The sequence below is a fragment of the Bradyrhizobium sp. IC4059 genome, from assembly GCF_020193615.1.
GTDB classification, from domain to species: Bacteria; Pseudomonadota; Alphaproteobacteria; order Rhizobiales; family Xanthobacteraceae; genus Bradyrhizobium; species Bradyrhizobium yuanmingense.
Genome location: NZ_JADYVH010000013.1, coordinates 46,038 through 63,488 on the forward strand (window position 1 = coordinate 46,038; position 17,451 = coordinate 63,488).

General features: G+C 65.2%; 17 protein-coding genes. 9 read left to right on the top strand and 8 right to left on the bottom strand.

Annotated features, from left to right (window positions below):
* The first annotated feature begins 146 nt into the window (after positions 1 to 146).
* From I6F12_RS31150 to I6F12_RS31160, 3 genes are all read left to right on the top strand, one after another.
* Positions 147 to 1,124 carry a tripartite tricarboxylate transporter substrate binding protein gene (locus I6F12_RS31150; RefSeq protein ID WP_036002208.1) on the top strand — a complete coding sequence of 326 codons (978 nt, stop codon included), beginning with the start codon at positions 147 to 149 and terminating at the stop codon, positions 1,122 to 1,124.
* Between the two features lie 183 nt (positions 1,125 to 1,307).
* Positions 1,308 to 1,793, top strand: a complete 486-nt coding sequence (locus I6F12_RS31155; RefSeq protein WP_036002211.1) for a tripartite tricarboxylate transporter TctB family protein — start codon at positions 1,308 to 1,310, stop codon at positions 1,791 to 1,793.
* A gap of 4 nt (positions 1,794 to 1,797) precedes the next feature.
* The gene (locus tag I6F12_RS31160; protein WP_225157977.1) at positions 1,798 to 3,306 is read left to right on the top strand and encodes a tripartite tricarboxylate transporter permease; all 1,509 of its coding nucleotides are present in this window, start codon (positions 1,798 to 1,800) and stop codon (positions 3,304 to 3,306) included.
* A gap of 114 nt (positions 3,307 to 3,420) precedes the next feature.
* Here I6F12_RS31160 and I6F12_RS31165 read toward each other — a convergent pair whose 3' ends face one another.
* Positions 3,421 to 5,115: a bifunctional diguanylate cyclase/phosphodiesterase gene (locus I6F12_RS31165; RefSeq protein WP_225141273.1), complete on the bottom strand. Its 1,695-nt coding sequence runs from the start codon at positions 5,113 to 5,115 to the stop codon at positions 3,421 to 3,423.
* A gap of 221 nt (positions 5,116 to 5,336) precedes the next feature.
* On the opposite strand from I6F12_RS31165, the gene I6F12_RS31170 reads away from it, so the two are divergent.
* Positions 5,337 to 5,597 carry a hypothetical protein gene (locus I6F12_RS31170; protein WP_036002219.1) on the top strand — a complete coding sequence of 87 codons (261 nt, stop codon included), beginning with the start codon at positions 5,337 to 5,339 and terminating at the stop codon, positions 5,595 to 5,597.
* 226 nt (positions 5,598 to 5,823) lie between these two features.
* Here the strand turns inward: I6F12_RS31170 and I6F12_RS31175 are convergent, their stop codons facing one another.
* The 3 genes from I6F12_RS31175 to mtgA form a co-directional block, all read right to left on the bottom strand.
* A complete protein-coding gene (locus I6F12_RS31175) occupies positions 5,824 to 6,465 on the bottom strand; it encodes a hypothetical protein (RefSeq protein WP_036002287.1) in 642 nt (213 codons plus the stop codon).
* A 139-nt stretch (positions 6,466 to 6,604) separates the two neighbouring features.
* Positions 6,605 to 6,787 carry a 50S ribosomal protein L32 gene (gene rpmF / locus I6F12_RS31180; protein ID WP_007598106.1) on the bottom strand — a complete coding sequence of 61 codons (183 nt, stop codon included), beginning with the start codon at positions 6,785 to 6,787 and terminating at the stop codon, positions 6,605 to 6,607.
* Between the two features lie 171 nt (positions 6,788 to 6,958).
* Positions 6,959 to 7,633: a monofunctional biosynthetic peptidoglycan transglycosylase gene (gene mtgA, locus I6F12_RS31185; protein ID WP_036002223.1), complete on the bottom strand. Its 675-nt coding sequence runs from the start codon at positions 7,631 to 7,633 to the stop codon at positions 6,959 to 6,961.
* A gap of 161 nt (positions 7,634 to 7,794) precedes the next feature.
* Between mtgA and I6F12_RS31190 the strand changes: the two genes are divergently transcribed.
* Positions 7,795 to 8,718, top strand: coding sequence for a polyprenyl synthetase family protein (locus I6F12_RS31190; protein WP_225157978.1), 924 nt, complete (start codon positions 7,795 to 7,797; stop codon positions 8,716 to 8,718).
* 79 nt (positions 8,719 to 8,797) lie between these two features.
* Here I6F12_RS31190 and I6F12_RS31195 read toward each other — a convergent pair whose 3' ends face one another.
* Together I6F12_RS31195 and I6F12_RS31200 are read right to left on the bottom strand one after the other, a co-directional pair.
* The gene (locus I6F12_RS31195; protein ID WP_225157979.1) at positions 8,798 to 10,591 is read right to left on the bottom strand and encodes a caspase family protein; all 1,794 of its coding nucleotides are present in this window, start codon (positions 10,589 to 10,591) and stop codon (positions 8,798 to 8,800) included.
* Between the two features lie 182 nt (positions 10,592 to 10,773).
* Positions 10,774 to 11,202 (bottom strand): GFA family protein, encoded by a 429-nt coding sequence (locus I6F12_RS31200; RefSeq protein ID WP_225158032.1) that lies wholly within the window; start codon positions 11,200 to 11,202, stop codon positions 10,774 to 10,776.
* A 94-nt stretch (positions 11,203 to 11,296) separates the two neighbouring features.
* On the opposite strand from I6F12_RS31200, the gene I6F12_RS31205 reads away from it, so the two are divergent.
* The 3 genes from I6F12_RS31205 to I6F12_RS31215 all read left to right on the top strand — a co-directional run bounded on the left by I6F12_RS31205 (position 11,297) and on the right by I6F12_RS31215 (position 14,366).
* Positions 11,297 to 11,671: a nuclear transport factor 2 family protein gene (locus I6F12_RS31205; protein WP_036038516.1), complete on the top strand. Its 375-nt coding sequence runs from the start codon at positions 11,297 to 11,299 to the stop codon at positions 11,669 to 11,671.
* A gap of 183 nt (positions 11,672 to 11,854) precedes the next feature.
* Positions 11,855 to 12,712, top strand: coding sequence for a class A beta-lactamase (gene bla / locus I6F12_RS31210; RefSeq protein ID WP_225130532.1), 858 nt, complete (start codon positions 11,855 to 11,857; stop codon positions 12,710 to 12,712).
* A 46-nt stretch (positions 12,713 to 12,758) separates the two neighbouring features.
* Entirely contained in the window at positions 12,759 to 14,366 is a 1,608-nt protein-coding gene (locus I6F12_RS31215) for a Na+/H+ antiporter (RefSeq protein ID WP_036023937.1), read from the top strand.
* Positions 14,367 to 14,474: 108 nt separating this feature from the next.
* On the opposite strand, the gene I6F12_RS31220 is transcribed toward I6F12_RS31215, so the two are convergent.
* Positions 14,475 to 15,287, bottom strand: a complete 813-nt coding sequence (locus tag I6F12_RS31220; RefSeq protein ID WP_225157980.1) for an N-acetylmuramoyl-L-alanine amidase — start codon at positions 15,285 to 15,287, stop codon at positions 14,475 to 14,477.
* Positions 15,288 to 15,683: 396 nt separating this feature from the next.
* Between I6F12_RS31220 and I6F12_RS31225 the strand changes: the two genes are divergently transcribed.
* Entirely contained in the window at positions 15,684 to 16,439 is a 756-nt protein-coding gene (locus tag I6F12_RS31225; protein WP_225152328.1) for an outer membrane beta-barrel protein, read from the top strand.
* 100 nt (positions 16,440 to 16,539) lie between these two features.
* On the opposite strand, the gene I6F12_RS31230 is transcribed toward I6F12_RS31225, so the two are convergent.
* Positions 16,540 to 17,436, bottom strand: coding sequence for a TauD/TfdA family dioxygenase (locus I6F12_RS31230; protein WP_057025932.1), 897 nt, complete (start codon positions 17,434 to 17,436; stop codon positions 16,540 to 16,542).
* Positions 17,437 to 17,451 lie beyond the last annotated feature (15 nt).

Here is a 17,451-nt window from a genome sequence, read left to right on the forward strand (position 1 = left end):
GCAGAGGTCGGCTCTGTCGGCGTTAGCTGACCGACGGCCGCACAGCGATGCGCGCAACACGCTTTTCTTCTCCGTCAAATTCAGGAACAATCGCCTCGCAACGAGAGACGGCGCCCCCAGAGAGGCCGCCGCGAGGGAGGCTTTCGATGTCGGGATACGGGCTGAAGACGATTGCATTTGCCGCGGTGCACGCCGTCATGGGCGCATTGCTCACCACGGCGGTCAATGCGCAGGACTATCCAACGAAGCCGATCACGTTGATCGTGCCTTGGCCGGCCGGCGGATCGACTGATCTCTCGATGCGCGCGATCGCCGACAGCGCCTCGAAGGTGCTGGGCCAGCCGATCGTGATCGACAACAAGGCCGGCGGCAGCGGCACGGTCGGGCCGGCGACGATGGCGGCGGCGGCGAAGCCGGACGGCTATACCATCTCGCAGATCCCGATCACCGTGTTTCGCCTGCCCTTGATGCAGGAGGTGTCGTGGGATCCGGCAAAGGATTTCACCTATATCGTCCATCTCACCGGCTACACCTTCGGCGTGACCACGAGCGCGGAATCGCAGTTCAAGAGCTGGAAGGACGTGGTGGAGTTCGCAAAGGCGAATCCGGGCAAGGTGACCTATGCCACGCCCGGCGCCGGCACCTCGCTGCATATCGGCATGGAGCAGATCGCCGCGATGTCGGGCATCAAGCTGACCCAGGTCCCTTTCAAGGGCGGCGCGGAGACCAACGCCGCCGTGCTGGGACAGCACACCATGCTGCAGGCTGATTCCACGGGATGGCGGCCGCTGGTCGACGCCGGCAAGCTGCGGCTCCTGATGGTGTGGACCGGCGCGCGCTCGCCGAACTATCCCGACGTGCCGACGCTGAAGGAGCTCGGCTATCCCATGGTCTATGATTCCCCGTTCGGCATTGCAGGACCGAAAGGGATGGATCCCAAGATCGTGGCCAAGCTGCACGACGCCTTCAAGAAGGCGGTCGAAGACCCCGCGGTGGTGGCGACGCTCGCCAAATACGACATGGTGCCGAACTACAAGAACACCGAGGATTACAAGAAATTCATCGTCGAGGTCACGGAATCCGAGCGCAAAGTGATCGAGACGCTCGGGCTCGCGAAGAAGTAAGACCGCGCTGCTTGTGTCCCGAACGCGCTGCAGCGTGCAACGCTGCTGCGCAGTGCCGGGACCCATCTTCTTCGCCCACACGCATGGGCCCCGGCTTTGCAGCGCACCTGCCATAGCACGTCGAAGACGTGCGTGAACGCAACTTGCGGTGCTGCGCTGCGTCCGGGGCACGAGAGAGAATCGATGAACGATCCAACCAACGTCAAGCTCCGCCTCAGCAACTCCGAACTCTGGGGCGGGCTGATCGGGCTCGCACTCGGCGGCTTCGTGATCTGGTCGGGCTTGAAGCTCAGGCTCGGCACCATCAACGATCCCGGCTCCGGCTATGTGCTGTTCTACACGGGCATCCTGATGTGCGTGTTCGCGAGCGCGATCATCGTCTCGGCGATCACCGAGGGCGGGCCGACGCTGGCCTCGCGCTGGGAGAACGTGCGCTGGAGCAAGCCGCTTGTCCTCATCGCCTGCCTCACTGCATTCGCGTTCGCGCTGGAGCCGCTGGGATTCCTGCTGTCATCGATCCCGCTGATGCTGCTGCTGTTGCGGCTGATCGATCCGGTGCGCTGGACGCTGGCGATTCCGATCGCGGTGCTGGTGCCATTGGGCATGTGGTGGGTGCTCAAGCGGCTGCTGTTGATCCAGTTGCCGTCAGGCCTGTTCGGGATCGGCTGACGCCATGGATACGCTTGTCAACGTGGCACATGGATTCGGCGTCGCGCTGCTGCCGGTCAACCTGCTCTATTGCTTCATCGGCGTCTTCATCGGCACGCTGGTCGGCGTGCTGCCCGGCATCGGCCCGATCTCGGCGATGTCGCTGCTGCTACCGGTGACACTGTCGGGAACGCCGGAATCCGGCATCATCATGATGGCCGGCATCTATTACGGCTCGATGTATGGCGGCTCGACCACCTCGATCCTGGTCAACATCCCCGGCGAGGCGGCCTCCGTCGTCACCTGCATCGACGGCCACCAGATGGCGAAGCAGGGCCGCGCGGGCCCCGCGCTCGGCATTGCTGCATTCGGCTCCTTCGCTGCCGGCACCTTTGCGCTGGTCGCCTTGATGTTGGTGGCGCCGAAGCTCGCCAGTCTCGCCATTGCTTTCGGCCCGGCCGAGTATTTCAGCCTGATGGTGCTCGGCCTCGTCGTGCTCACCTTCCTCACCCAGGGATCGATGCCGAAGGCATTGCTGATGGCGTGCATCGGTGTCGTGCTCGGGCTGATCGGGCTCGACAGCATCACCGCGCAGCCGCGACTGACCTTCGGCCGCATGGAGCTGATCGACGGCATCGGCCTCGTGCCCGTGGTGATGGGCCTGTTCGGCGTCGCCGAGGTGCTGCTCAACACCGAGCAGGCGATCAAGCGCGACGTCATCAACACCAGGATCACCCATCTCCTGCCGAGCAAGGAGGACTGGAAGGCGAGCGCCGGTCCGGTCGGCCGCGGCACCATCCTCGGCTTTTTCCTCGGCATCCTGCCGGGCGGCGGCGCCGTGGTCTCGTCATTCGCGTCCTACGCGCTGGAGAAGCGGCTGTCGAAGACCCCTGAAAGGTTCGGCCACGGCGCGATCGAGGGCGTCGCCGGCCCGGAATCGGCGAACAACGCCGCAGCCGGCGGCGCCTTCATTCCGCTGATGACGCTCGGCATCCCGCCGAACGTGGTGATGGCGCTGCTGCTCGGGGCCTTCGTCATTCACGGCCTGCAGCCGGGCCCGCTGATGATCACGCAGAACCCCGGCCTGTTCTGGGGCATCGTCGCCAGCATGTATATCGGCAACGTCATGCTGCTGATCCTGAACCTGCCGATGATCGGCATGTGGGTGCAGCTGCTCAAGCTGCCCTACAACATCCTGTTCCCCCTGATCATCCTGTTCACGATCCTCGGCGTCTACTGCTCGAGCAACAACGTGTTCGACGTCTATGTGATGATCGCGTTCGGGATCATCGGCTATTTCATGCGCAAGCTCGGCTACGAGCCGGCGCCACTGGTGCTGGCCTTCGTGCTGGGTCCGATGATGGAGAACAATTTGCGCAAGTCGCTGATCCTGTCGCAGGCCGATCTCTGGACCTTCGTGCAGCGGCCGATCTCGGCAGTGTGTCTTGTGTTTGCCCTGGTGCTGCTGATCGCGCCGCTGCTGCCGTCGCTGCGCAAGAAGCGCGAGCTTGTGGCGCTGGACGAGGGAGCGTGAGAAGATCTCGTAGTCTGTAGGGTGGATTAGCCGAAGGCGTAATCCACCGCTTCTCTCTCGACGCGGATCGTAAAGTGGTGGGCTACGCCTTCGGCTAACCCACCCTACGCCATCTCAGCCCGCCGCAGGCAGCGCGCTGTCCGGCGGCACGCCCCACGGGCGTTCCGCCGAAGCCAGCCCGATCAGGCGGCCCTGGATGTAGTCGCAGCCCCAGTCGCGCAACATGTTTGCGGCTTCGTCGTCCTGCACCCATTCGGCGACGGTCTTGATGTCGAGGCGGCGGGCGAGGTCGATCAGGGTCTGCACGAAGGCGCGGTCGTCGGCGGAATGGGTGATGTTCTGCACGAAGGCGCCGTCGATCTTGACGATGTCCACGCCGAGCTTGCGCAAATTGCGGAACGAGGTGTAGCCGGCGCCGAAATCGTCGATGGCGATGCGGCTGCCGAAATGCTTGAGGCGGCTGACGAAGGCGCGGACGTCGTCGATGTCCTGGATCGCGACCGTCTCGGTGATCTCGACGATCAGCCGCTCGGCGACGCCCGGATGGGCCAGCATCAGCGATTCGATCCCCGCCCACCAGTCCGGATCCATGGTCGTATCCGGCGAGATGTTGAGGCTGAGGCAGACGTCGGGCGCCGCCGCGAGCTCGGCGACCACGAGCTCGAGCACGCGGTGATCGACCAGGCGGATCAGGCCGAGCCGTTCGGCGACCGGCACGATGTCGGGTGCGAGCAGCACCTGGCCGTCGCCCTGGTCCATCCGCACCAGGCATTCATGGAATGCGCGCTCGCGCGAGACAGCCGAGACGACGGGCTCATAGGCGAGCCTGATGCGGCGCTCGTTGAGCGCGGTGACGATCTCGTCGGTGACGCGGATGTTGACGCGGCGCTGTGCGTCGCGCGCGGCATCCGGACGCCAGGCCGCGAACGAGCCGGAGCGGCGGCGCTTGGCGGCGTCCAGCGTCTCATGGGCGCGGTTGACGGCCTCGTCGGTGTTGCGGGCATAACGCGGCAGGCTGACCGCGCCGATCGAGGCGGTGACCGAGACCGGACCGGATTTGGTCGGCACCACCTCGTCGCGGATGCCGGCGAGGAAGCGCTCGGCGGCCACGTTCATGTCGTCGACGGTGCAGTTCTTCAGGATCAGGCCGAACTTGTTGCCGGAGAAGCGCCCCAGCACGTCGCCGCCGCGCAGGCGCGCGCGAATGCGCTTGGCGACGTCGAGGATCACGGCGTCGGCGACGTCGAAGCCGAAAGCATCGTTGACGCGGGCGAGATGATCGATGCCGACCAGCATGAAGGCCGCTGTCGAGCGGAAGCGCGTGGTCTCCTCGATCGCCTCGGCCAGCGCCGCGATCAGATGCGAGCGGTTGAGCTCGCCGGTCAGCGGATCGAGCCGGGCCAGCCTGCTCAATTCCTCGTCCCGGGCGTGGCGCTCATTGTTGATGCGGACCGAGCCGATCGCTCGCGTGGGACGGCCGTCGGGACCTGCGAACCAGCGGCCGGTCTCCTCGATCCAGATCACGGGATCGGAGGCGCTCATGCGCACGCCGTACTCGATTCGGTAAGGGGTGCCGTCGGCGCCGTGCACCGGGGACGTCAGTGCCAGCGCCGCCGTCCGCAGCGTTTGTGCAGGCTCGATCAGCTTGGCGAATTCGGCGCCGGTCGAAAGCCGCTCGGCGGGAATGCCGGGGAATACGGCGCTGACCTGCTCACCCCAGACGATGGCATCGCTGGCGATGTCCCAGGCGAACACGGCCTGACCGAGCGCGGCCAGGATGTCGGAGGCTTGCGGCAATCCAGGGGTCAAAGTCGCCTCGTTTCGGGACAGTGGAGAAGTCCTGAGCCGGCACAGGATAGAGCCAGATTCGCTGCCGAACCTAGGCAAAGTTGATAAACAATTTGGAAACCACGTTTCCGAAGGCGTCGGAACCAAACCGGCCCGGCCGGCATAGGCCTTGCGAGTACAGGACTCGCGCCGGCCCCCGCGTCTCGAAACGCGACAGTTTCGCCGGATCAACGGTGATTGCGATGTTGAGTACTGATCGATCGGACGCGGCGGACAACGGCACAGGCACGGCCTTGGTGCCGCTGATGCCGACGTTGCGGTGGGTCCATAAGGTGCCCCTGCCCCGCCCCGATCCGAGCTTCGTCACACAATTGATCGCCAATGCCGAGCAGCTGCCGCAAACGAGCCGGCTCCGCCGCGCCTCCTCCGAGGATGCGCTGATGGCCTATGGCAGCAAGCGCCCGCTCGGAACCGTCAGCGCGCGCACGCGTCAGGTAGCTTAAGATTGATTGAAGTGAGAGCGCGCTTCTTACCTCTCGCCGCTTGCGGGGAGAGGTCGGATCGCCTCGGCGATGCGAAGCATCGTCCGGTGCGATCCGGGTGAGGGGGTACAGGTCCCGCGGCTATCGCATCCGCGGAGAGAGGCCCCTCACCCCAACCCACTCCCCGTAAGAACGGGGCAAGGGAGCACACTGCCGCGGCGGTGAGATGCGAGCCAATTCAGAGAAATCAGCGCGGCGGCGTGTCGGAAGACGGCGTGCCGTTCCCCGGCTGCAGCTGCGGCGAGGGAATTTCCGGCGAGGGGGCGCCCTGCACGGGCTTGGGCGCCGGGTGATCCATCAGCACGGATTCGGCGACGGATTGCGCGGTAGGTGCGGCCGGCGCCGGCTGCGGCGCGATCACCGGCTCGAACTTGCGCTCGGACTCCACGTCTTCCGCCGGCGCTTCGGCCCTGCGCTTGGCCTTACGAGGGGCCGGCACCGTGGTCTCGGCGACATAGGTGACTCGGCGGCGCGTGCGCTGGGCGATGCCAGCGAAGAAGTCCGCCATCGCCAGCAGCACCAGCAGAAAGAAGGTGGAATTGCCGAATTTGGGCCACATCACGAATTCGGCAGCGGCCGCGCCGAAGATGATCAGCGACAGCAAATGATCCATCAGGAATTTCGAGCCCGGCCGCGCACCCTTGACCACCTCGAGCAGCAGCAGAACGATGCCGAGCGCGAGCAGGAGATCGGCGAGCGTGACCGGCCAGACCTCTCCGGACACCATAGGCACCTTGAACAGCACGTCCGTGAAGGACACGGTCGGCATCAGGAAGGCGATGATGTTGTAGACCGCGAGCGGAATCAGGAGCAGCGGGAAACCGACCATCGGCTTGATGCCTTCTCGATCAAGATATCCGGACAGAACAATGCAGCGGCGAAGCATCCGCTCCGCCGCCATCACCGTCTATCTCATGGGTTGGCCGAATCGGGCGGGTCCGATCTCCCGCCCGAGAAAGATCCTGGCTTCAGGACTCTTTCTTCTTCAGGACCTGGCGGCCCTTGTACATGCCGGTCTTGAGGTCGAGATGGTGCGGACGACGGAGCTCGCCGGAGTCCTTGTCTTCCACATAGGTCGGCTTCTTGATGGCGTCCGCCGAGCGGCGCATGCCACGGCGCGACGGCGAGGTTTTTCTTCTCGGAACGGCCATTTCAGTATCCTCTAGGGATTGGTGTCATCAGGGCATCGTCCGCGAAGGGACGGCTCAGCACCCGCAAATAACGAGGCGAGCTGAATGCCGATCAAGGCCGCGCTTATAGAGGAAGGCTGGCCGTAAAGCTAGGCTCTTGGGCCGGAAAATGCGCCCGGAACGGGCCAAAGATCAGCGATTTTCCCGCCAACAGGTCGCAAGCGAGCTCGCCTGCCCCCGCGCCATATAGGTGGCTGCCAGCCGCCGGACGCCCGGTCCCGGGGTCCGGGCGCTGCGCTTGACCGGATTCGGCAGGATCGAGGCCAGAAGCGCCGCCTCGCGGGGCGAGAGGCTTTCGGCCGATTTGCCGAAGGCATAGGCGCTGGCCGCCTCGACCCCGAACTGCCCCTGCGGGCCGAGCTCGGCGATGTTGAGGTAGATTTCGAGAATCCGCTGCTTGGGCAAGACGAGGTCGATCCAAAGCGCCAGCGGGAATTCGAGCGCCTTGCGAACGAAGTCGCGCCCCTGCCACAGGAACAGGTTCTTCGCGACCTGCTGGGTGATGGTGGAGGCGCCCCGGAAGGCGGTGCCGTCCTCCCTGGCGTCGTCGATCGCCTCGCGCAGCGCCCCCCAATCGATGCCGTGATGCTTGCAGAAATGGGCATCCTCGGCCGCCACCACCGCGCGCGGCAGAGAGGGCGACATATCAGCGAGATCGATCCACTCCCGCTGCATCGGCGCGCCCCGCAGGCTGCGCCAGGCCATCAGCGTCGAAACTGGGTGACCGGTGCGGTAGAACGGCGCGATCACATAGGGCGCGAGGACCACGAGCGCGAGCACCACCAGCAGGATTTTGACGATGCGCAAATCGACCTTTCCGGTGCAAACTGAAGAGCGGCCACGGGCTGTAGTATTAAGTCTGTGATAATTCGGGCCTTTTCCAGCACTTTTTAGGCCTTCCAAACGATTGACTGGCGCGGGCGCATAAAGGATTGTCCCGCCGAATTTCAGTTCTGGAGCCCTTCTTGATGACCGGCACGTCCCCGTCCGATTTCGCCAAACGTCTGGACAAGACCGCTGATGACACCGAAGCCCTGCTCGGGCGCCTGCTGTCGGACGACATCCTGCATGACGAAATCGCCCGGCCCAAGCGACTGATGGACGCAATGCGCTATTCGAGCCTCAACGGCGGCAAGCGCCTGCGGCCGTTCCTGGTGGTCGAGAGCGCCGCCGTGTTCGGCGTGCCGCGCGAGGCGGCCCTGCTCGTGGGCGCCGCGCTCGAATGCATCCATTGCTACTCGCTGATCCATGACGACCTGCCGGCCATGGACAATTCGGACCTGCGCCGCGGCCGCCCCACGCTGCACAAGCAGACCGATGACGCCACCGCGATCCTCGCCGGCGACGGCCTCCTGACGCTCGCCTTCGACATCATCACCCGCGACGAGGTCCATCGCGACGCCAATGTGCGGCTGCTCTTGACGCGTGCACTGGCGCGCTGCGCCGGCATCGGCGGCATGGTCGGTGGCCAGATCCTCGATCTCGCCGGCGAAGGCCGCTTTGGCGGCAACGAGCCGATCGACGTCGCCCGTATCCAGCAGATGAAGACCGGCGCGCTCTTGCGCTACGGCTGCATTGCCGGCGCGATCCTCGGCCAGGCCTCGCAGGCGGAATATCAGGCGCTCGACGATTACGGCCGCGCGCTCGGCGAAGCCTTCCAGATCGCCGACGATCTGCTCGACGTCGAGGGCGATGCGGCCGCGCTCGGCAAGCCGGCCGGCGCCGATGCCGCGCTCGGCAAGACCACCTTCGTGACCCAGCTCGGAATCGAAGGCGCCAAGCAGCGCGTGCGCGACCTGCTCGCGCGCGCCGACAGCGCCGTCTCGATCTTCGGCGACCGCGCCGCAATTTTGCAGGCCGCCGCGCGTTTCGTGGCCGAGCGGAAGAACTGAGCTAAAGCGCGATGCGATTAGGATGAATCGTCATCGCGCTTTAGGTTATTGTTCGAGTGGTCAGGAAAGCCGTGCCATTTCAGTTGCAGACCTCGACATTGGCGTCGACGTGGGGGCCGCCGCCGCCGCGATAAACGAGGCGGCAACCGGGCCTGACCGGCCGGCAGAGCAGAGCGTTGCAAAAGATCTGACCACTGCCGCTCGAGGCACGGCCCGCGCCAGCCGCCGCGGCTGCACCGTAGCCGCCCGCAGCAGCACCGGCCCGCTGCCGCGCGGGGCGGTCCTCGCCGTCGTCGCGCCGCGAGGTCGCGGGCTTTGACGCGGGCTTGGCCGCGCGCTTCTTCTCGCATTCATTGTCGTCGTTCAGGACATAGCCGTTGCCGCAAACGATCCTAGTGCACTTGTCGCCCTCGGCCTTGAAACCGTGCTCGCAGACCAGCGGGCAGACCCGCGACGGCTTGGCCTTGACCGCATCGAGCGCGTCGGTGCTCGCCACCTTCACGTCGAGCTTGGTGCCGGCATAGCGGTTGAACTGCGACAGCGACCGCTGCGAGGACGTATTCCAATTGCCGTCGGCCTGCCCGGAGAAGCAGCCGACGCGGCCGAGCTCGCTCTGCACCGAGCGGTTGAGGTCGGCCGGCGCGGTCGTCGGACTGAGCGCGGCAACGTTGGTGCCGGCGGCGCTCGTGGTGTTGCCCGGCGCAACGCCCGGCGCCGTGGCGGCGAGGTTGACGCGCTGCTGCTCGGCAGCGGCCGCCTGCTGCTGGGCCTGCTCCTTGGCCTTCTGCGCGGCAAGCTGCGCCTGCTCGGCGGCCTTCGCATCGGCCGCGGCCCTGGCTTGCGCATCCTTCTGCGCGCCGAGCGCAGCAAGGCGGTCGCGCTCGGCCTCGGCCTGCTTCGCTTTCGCGATCGCCGCCGCATGCGCCTGCTCCGCGCCGATCTTCTCGAGCTGGAGCTTGGCAAGGCTGGCATAGAACCCGTCGGGATGCTGGGCGAGGAAAGCTTCCCACGCCGGACGGTTGCCGACCTGGAGCGCGAGCTCGTAGTCGCGGCGGATATCGGCCTGGGGATTGGCTACGGGCGCTGCCGGCGCCAGCTTGACCGGCACCAGCGGCACGTCCTCGCCACCAAGCGAGCCATAGACGAACGGCTCCTGCTTGTTGCCGGTCGACTTCAGCACATCGTCGCGCACGAATCCGAAGGCGCGGCGGACGTCGAGGCCCGGCGTCGTCAGATGCTTCGACAGCGCGATGGTGAACGGGCTGTTGGCACCGTCGCCGTCCTGCGCGGTGAAGCCGGCCTTGGCCGAATAGGCGATCAGCGTGTTTGGGCTGGACGGCTCGACCTGGGCGAGGCCGCGGCCGATGCCGCGCGAAGCGACCGTGCGCTTCATCCGCTTGCTGAACGGATTGTCGCGGCAGGCATCGAGGATCACCAGACGCAATTGCTTGGCGGGCTCGACCGCGACCAGGACACGGTCGAGGGAGAGCGCCTCGTCAAAGACGTCGGTGTCCCGCTCGAGCTTGGCATCCACCGGGATCAGATAGTTCGAGCCCTCCACCTCGATACCGTGGCCGGCGTAGTAGACCACGGCGATTTCGGCGTCGCGGGTCGCGTCGGCGAAGTCGCGGAGCACGCGCCGTGTCTCCAGCGCCGACAGATCGTGCCGGGAGTCGACGACGTCGAAGCCGGCCTCCTTCAGGGTCTTGGCCATCACCGACCCGTCATTGACAGGATTGGCGAGCGAGGGCGCGTGCTGATAAGCCGAATTGGCCAGCACCAGCGCCACGCGCTTTCCGGCAAAAGCCGGCCCGGCGCCGAACATCAGGCCGAGAGCGACGAAGAGCGGACAAAGTCTGAACAAGCTGCGCATGACACGACTTCCGATGGTTCCGGGCCGTCCGGCCCTTTGGGACCGCTTTAGCAACATCCTCCGCCGGCGCTTGTGATGGAGGTCACGAAGCGGACCCCGACGGCAGGCCGTACGACCTCTTTTGTTTGTCGCGCCAGCGCTGTCGCGGTTCGCCAACGGACGGCGGTGCGGACCGGGTTCCGTCAGACAACCCCGATGTGCTCCCGATATTGCGGCAGATCGTCCGTAATTTCGTGCCAAGGCGCCTTCGAGCCGACGAAAATATGGGCGCTCGGCCGGATGGAGGGGGCATCGACCAGGGTTCCCATGGCGACGGGGACCCACTCTCCTTCCCGGACCCGGGAATAGAGCAGCGAGCCGCAGCGGCCACAATGCGCGTCATGGGTGCTGTCGTCGCCGAAAATCATCCGGAGGTCGCCGCCCCTAACAATGCGAAGCCTGTTCTGCCGGATGCCGGCGAAGGGCTTGAAGGCGGCACCGGTGGTGCGCCGGCAGTTCGAGCAGTGGCAGTTCATCGCATAGGCGAATGCGTCGGCCACCTCGAAGCGCACGGCGCGGCAAAAGCATTCGCCGACAAGAATGCGAGCGTTCGAATTTTCTGATTCTGCCATCGTGACGCCTTCGCGCAAATCGCTGACACACCCATAGCGCATTTCAACGTGTACGACTAAGTTGGCCCGAAGCCATCATGCAAAGGAACGACCCATGAGCCAGGACCGGTCGAGCGTCGAAGCCGTCGTGCAATCCTATTTTGACGGACTTTACGAGGGCAACGCCGACAAGCTCGGCGCCATCTTCCATCCCTCCGCCGATCTGCGCTGGGTCGAAAAGGGCGAGCTCCAGGTTCTGACCGTGCCGGACTGGCTCGACCGCGTGCGCAAGCGCGCCTCGGCCAAGGCCGAAGGCAAGCCGCGCGAGGACTTCATCGTCACCATCGACCGGTCGGACGACAAGACCGCGTTCATCAAGGTGCGCTGCCAGCTGCCGCCGCGCTATTTCACCGACTATCTCGTGGCGATGAAGCTCGCCGACGGCTGGCAGATCGTGTCGAAGTCGTACCGATATGATTTGAGGGAGTGACGGGCGCCGTCCTGCTGCCCGAATTCGGACGCACTCGCTATCCAATTCTCCGTCATTGCGAACGCAGCGAAGCAATCCAGAATCTCACCGCGGAGACAGTCTGGATTGTTTCGCTGCGCTCGCAATGACGACGCGGATGCAGCGTCCGCTCCATCTCCCACCCCTGCACGCCTGGAAATGACCATGCTTGTCGACCGCCGCTCCCTGCTCGCCTCATTCGCCTGGTTGGCCGCCTCCCCTGCGCTCGCCGGGGATGCCCCATCAGAATTCGAATCCTACGAGCGCGAGAGCGGCGGGCGGATCGGGCTCTATGCGGAGAATCTCGCAACCGGCAAGAAGCTCTCCTGGCGCGCCGACGAACGGTTCGTCATGTGTTCGACGTTCAAGGCTTCGCTCGCCGCCAGCGTGCTGGCGCGGGTCGATCGCGGCGAGGAGCAACTCGCGGCCATGATCCGGTATGGCCAGTCGGATCTGCTGGAATACGCGCCGGTGGCGAGGGAAAATCTCGCGGCCGGCAAGATGTCGGTCGGCGAGATGTGCAAGGCCATCGTCGAGCTCAGCGACAACACCTGCGCCAATCTGCTGCTGGCGCGGATCGGCGGCCCCGCCGCGCTGACCGCCTTCTGGCGGTCGCTCGGCGATACCACCTCGCGGCTCGACCACAACGAGCCCGAGCTCAACCGCTCGCAACCCGGCGACCCCCGGGACACCACGACGCCGGCAGCGATGGCGGGAAATTTGCGCCGGCTGGTCGCGGGCGAGGCGCTGTCGCCTGCTTCGCGGGCCCTGCTCACCGACTGGATGGTGAACTGCAAGACCGGCGCAAATCGCCTGCGTGGCGGACTCCCGGCAGGCTGGAAGATCGGCGACAAGACCGGCAACAACGGCAAGGACGCCTCGGGCGACATCGCGGTCGCCTGGCCGAAGCCGGATACGCCGATCCTGATCGCGGCCTATACCCAGGGCGGCACGCCGAGCGCGGCGCAGATCACATCCGCGTTCGCGCGGATTGGGCGGATGGTGGCCGAACGGCTGGCGTGAGCCGCGCATTGACCTAGCCGTCGCTTCCGGGTCAAGACAGACCATCATGGAAGCGAAGTTTCAGACCTTTCTCATCCTGCTGGCCGTGCTGGCAGGCGTGGCACTGGCCGCGCGACGCTTCAACGTCGCCCCTGCCATCCTGCTGATGCTGGCGGGCGTCGGCCTCGCTTTCGTGCCGGGCATGCCGACTGTGGAGCTGCCGCCGGAGCTGGTGCTGCTGGTGGTGCTGCCACCACTGATCTACTCGGCCAGCGTCGCGATGAGCTGGCGCGAATTCAAGAAGAACCTGCGTCCGATCGTGCTGCTCGCGGTCGGCGCCGTGATCTTCACCACGGCGATGGTGGCGGCCGCCACACACTACATGATCGGCCTGCCCTGGACCGTCGGCTTCCTGCTCGGGGCCATCGTCGCGCCGCCCGATGTGGTGGCGCCGCTCGCGATCGCCCGCCGGCTGAACATGCCGCGCCGCATCCTGGTCGTGCTCGAAGGCGAAGGTCTCGCCAACGATGCCACCGCACTGATCCTCTATCGCTTCGCGCTCGCCGCGATCCTCGTCGGCCACTTCTCACTGCCGCTCGCGGCCGGTGAATTCCTCCTCATCGTCGCCGGCGAGATCGCCTTCGGCATCGGCGTCGGCTGGCTCTCCTTGCGCCTTCGCAAATGGTCTGGAGATCCGCAGGTCGAGCTGACGCTGTCGCTGATCACGCCCTATGTCTCGTACTGGCTGCCCGAGCATATCGGCGGCTCCGGCGTGATCGCAACGGTGGCCTGCGGGCTCTATGTCAGCTGGAACGGCCCATTGCTGATCTCCTCGGCGACGCGCCTGCAAGGCATCTTCTTCTGGGATCTCGTGATCTACCTGATCGAGGGCATGCTGTTCCTGCTCACCGGTTTCCAGATGCGCGCGCTCTACGAGAAATCAAAGACTTTTCCGCTCGACGACATTCTCATCGCAACCGCATTGGTCCTGGTGATCGTCGTGATCGCGCGTTTTGCCTGGCTCTATCCCGCAACTTATCTGCCGCGAATGCTCTCCAGGTCGCTGCGCGAGCGCGATCCTTCGCCGCCATGGCAATGGCCATTCGTGCTCGCCTTCACCGGCGTGCGCGGCGCGGTGTCGCTGGCCGCCGCGCTGGCGCTGCCGTTCACGCTGCCGAATGGCGAGGCGTTTCCGTATCGCGACCTGATCCTGTTCGTCGCCTTCGGTGTCATCTTCGTGACGCTGATCGGCGTCGGCCTGACGCTGCCGCCGATCGTGCGGTGGCTCGGCGTCGCCGAAGCCGGTCGTCACGAGCATGCCGCCGAGCACGAAGCGGAGATCGCCGCGCGCCGTCAGGCGCTGGAGGCCGCGCTGAAATCGCTCGACGCGCTCACGGCGGAAAAAGAGGTTTCCGACGAGGTGATGCGGCTGCTGCGCGCCCGCCACGAGATCCGCTTCAACCAGCTCCCGGACTCGCTCGATCCCAACCGTCACGACATCTCTGCCGCCGGCATCGCTCTGACCCGCGACCTGATCGCCGCCGAGCGCAAATTCATCCACAAGCTGCTGCGCGACGGCCAGATCACCGACGAGACGCGGCGGCGGATCGAGCGCGATCTGGATCTGGAGGAGGCGAGCCTGGCGAATAGGGAATATCGAGCCGGGCCGCTGTAGCTTCCTCGTCATTGCGAGCGTAGCGAAGCAATCCAGACTGCCTCTGCGGAAGGACTCTGGATTGCTTCGCTGCGCTCGCAATGACTGCTGCTGAACCGGCAGGGCCAACTACCGTCTCTCGCAAAACTCCCTCATCGCGACCGCGACGGCTTGTGCGACCGCCTCGTGTCGCTCCGGCGAGTTCATCTCCATTTCCTCGTCGCGATTGATGATCGAGCCCGCCTCGAGCAGCACGGCGGCGCTTCGCGTGCGCGACAGCACGACCAGCCCGTCATAGCGGTAGACGCCGACATCCTTGTCGAGCAGCTGGCGCCGGTAGCGGCCCATCACCGGCAGCGTGTACTGGCTGGCATAGTGCAGGCCCTGCTGCTTCAATTGCCGGCCGATCATCCTGGCCAGCATCAGGCTGGCGGCAAAGTGCGGATTCTGCCGCGACACGAACAGCGAGTGGCCCGAAAAGCGATCGCTGAAATAGCTCTTTGCGCCGTCGAATTCCCAGGTCTCGAGCAGCTTGTCCGGCACCGAATCATGATGGACCGACAGGAACAGATCGGCGCGGCCTTCGTTTGCAGCGCCGACGCGCTTGAACAGGCTCGGCCGTGACTTGCCGTCGGTGACGAGCAGGCGGGTTGCGGCAAAGCCCTCGGCCTTGAGCTTGGCCGTGATGAGCCGGGCGAGGCGGAAGTTGAAGCCGAACTCCGGATCGTTGCGTGCGCTCAATGCACCGTAGGAGTCCGGCGTGTGGCCGACATCCACGACGATCCGGAATTTGGGCGTCTCGCACTTGAATGAAGGTGAGGGTTTCGGCTCATGTCTCGCACTCTTGCGCGCGATAGCAGCCTCGCCGGCCGTGACGAATGCAAGCGATGACAGAACGATCGAGGCGACCAGCCCGACGATGACGCTCCGCAGGTGCCTCAAGCGCTACTCCGCTGCTGCTCACGCATGCCGGTGCCGGGACCGCTTTCGGTGAGGAAGTTGTAGTCTTTCGGGACGAAAGATGACGCGACCTTCGGCGGTGCTTTTTGCTTTTGATCACCTTGACGCAGGGAGGTCCGAGCGTCAACGCGCGGTCTGACCCAGGGCGCCCCCTGTCTTGGGCGATCAGGCCGACCATCGCGTCGGCAGCTAAGTATTTGAGACGAAATGAAAATGCCGATTGTGTCGTTGCGCGATGCGGCACTGGCAATCGCGCGATTCCCGCGCTCGCGGAGATTGTCGGCGACTGTTGCGGCGGAGCGACGGACGAACGCGCAACTAGCCGGTATTTAGACGGGGTTTGAATTCGAATCGTCCATTGAATGTCTACGGGGTCAAATGAAGAAACTCGCATTCGCAACCGCCGCTCTGATGGTGCTGTTCACAGGCGCTGCTTCGGCCGCTGACCTTGCAGCCCGACCCTACACCAAGGCACCCGCAATCGCCCCCATCTACGACTGGAGCGGCTTCTACGTCGGCATCAACGGCGGTGGTGGCTGGGCCGACAAGTGCTGGGATATCTACAACGATGCCGGCTTCACCGTTGCGCCGCCCTTCCGGGAAGGCTGCCACAATGCGAGCGGCGCCACCGTCGGTGGTCAGATCGGCTATCGCTGGCAGGCCACCAATTGGGTGTTCGGTGTTGAGGCGCAGGGCAACTGGGCCGACTTCACCGGCTCCAATTCCAGCTTGTTCTACGGCAATTTCACCAACCGCTCCGAGGTTGATGCGCTCGGCCTATTCACCGGCCAGGTCGGCTACAGCTGGAACAACGTTCTCTGGTACGTGAAGGGCGGCGCCGCCGTCACCCGCGACAAGTACGAGGGCGTGATCACCAGCATCGGCTTGGTGTTTGATCGCGCCACCGAGACCCGCTGGGGCGGCGTCGTAGGCACCGGCATCGAATTCGGTTTCGCGCCGAACTGGTCGCTGGCGCTCGAATACGATCACCTGTTCATGGGCCATCGCGACATCACCTTTAGCTCGTCGATCGTTCCGGGGGTCACGCGCGGGGATACGATCCGTCAGGATGTCGACATCGTCACCGCCCGCGTCAATTACCGCTTCGGTGGGCCGATCGTCGCCAAGTACTGAATTGGCCGCTCTTCAAGAAACGAAGCCCCGGTCTCGCGTCCGGGGCTTTCCTTTTGCGCGAAGCTGACTGATCGAAGTTGGTCTCCCGAGCCCGGCCCCATCAAACCGGCCGCTCGCCCTTCACCGTCACGCGCGTGCCCGAGCGTGTGTGTGGCCAGTAGTCCCACATCGCGCGGTGCTGGGTGCAGCGGTTGTCCCAGAAGGCGATGGCGTTCTCGGTCCAGCGGAAGCGGCACTGGAACAGCGGGTTTTCGGCGTGCTGGTAGAGATAGGCGAGCATCGCATCGCTCTCGTCGCGCGGGATGCCGTTGATGTGGCGGGTGAAGCCGCGGTTGACGTAGAGCGCCTTCTTGCCGGTGACCGGATGCGTGCGCACGACGGGATGCTCGGCATGGGGATAGGAGGGACGATCGGCAACGCCATAATTGGCATAGAGGCCGCGATAGATCGGCTCGCCGTCATGCAGCGCCGTCAAGCCGTCGAGATAGGCCTTCATGCGCTCCGACAGCGCCTCATAGGCCGCGTACATGTTGGCGAACAGCGTGTCGCCGCCGCGCGGCGGGCATTGCTTGATGTAGAGGATCGAGCCCATCGGCGGCTCGAGATCGCAGGAGACGTCGGAGTGCCAGCCCTCGCCATTGGCGCGCGGCGAGTTCTTGTCCGCATAGATCTTCATCAAGGCGGGGTCTTCGTCCTCATGCGGGGCGGCGGGATGAAAATGCAGCTCGCCGAACTTGCGACCGAAGGCAAGATGCTGCTGCGGTGTGATGTGCTGGTCGCGGAAGAAGATGACGAGGTTCTCGGCGAGCGCGCGGTGGATCTCGTCCATCTGCCGGTTGGAGCGGGCATCGTCCGAGACGAGCTTGCCGATATCAACGCCGGAGATTTCCGCGCCGATGATGGGGGTGAGCTTCTCGACGACGATGGTCTCGTACGGCGCGCCGTCTTCAGCGGTGTGACGATAGCGCGGGCCCTGCTTGCCGGCGAGTGAGCTCATGGCGTGTCTCCCGAT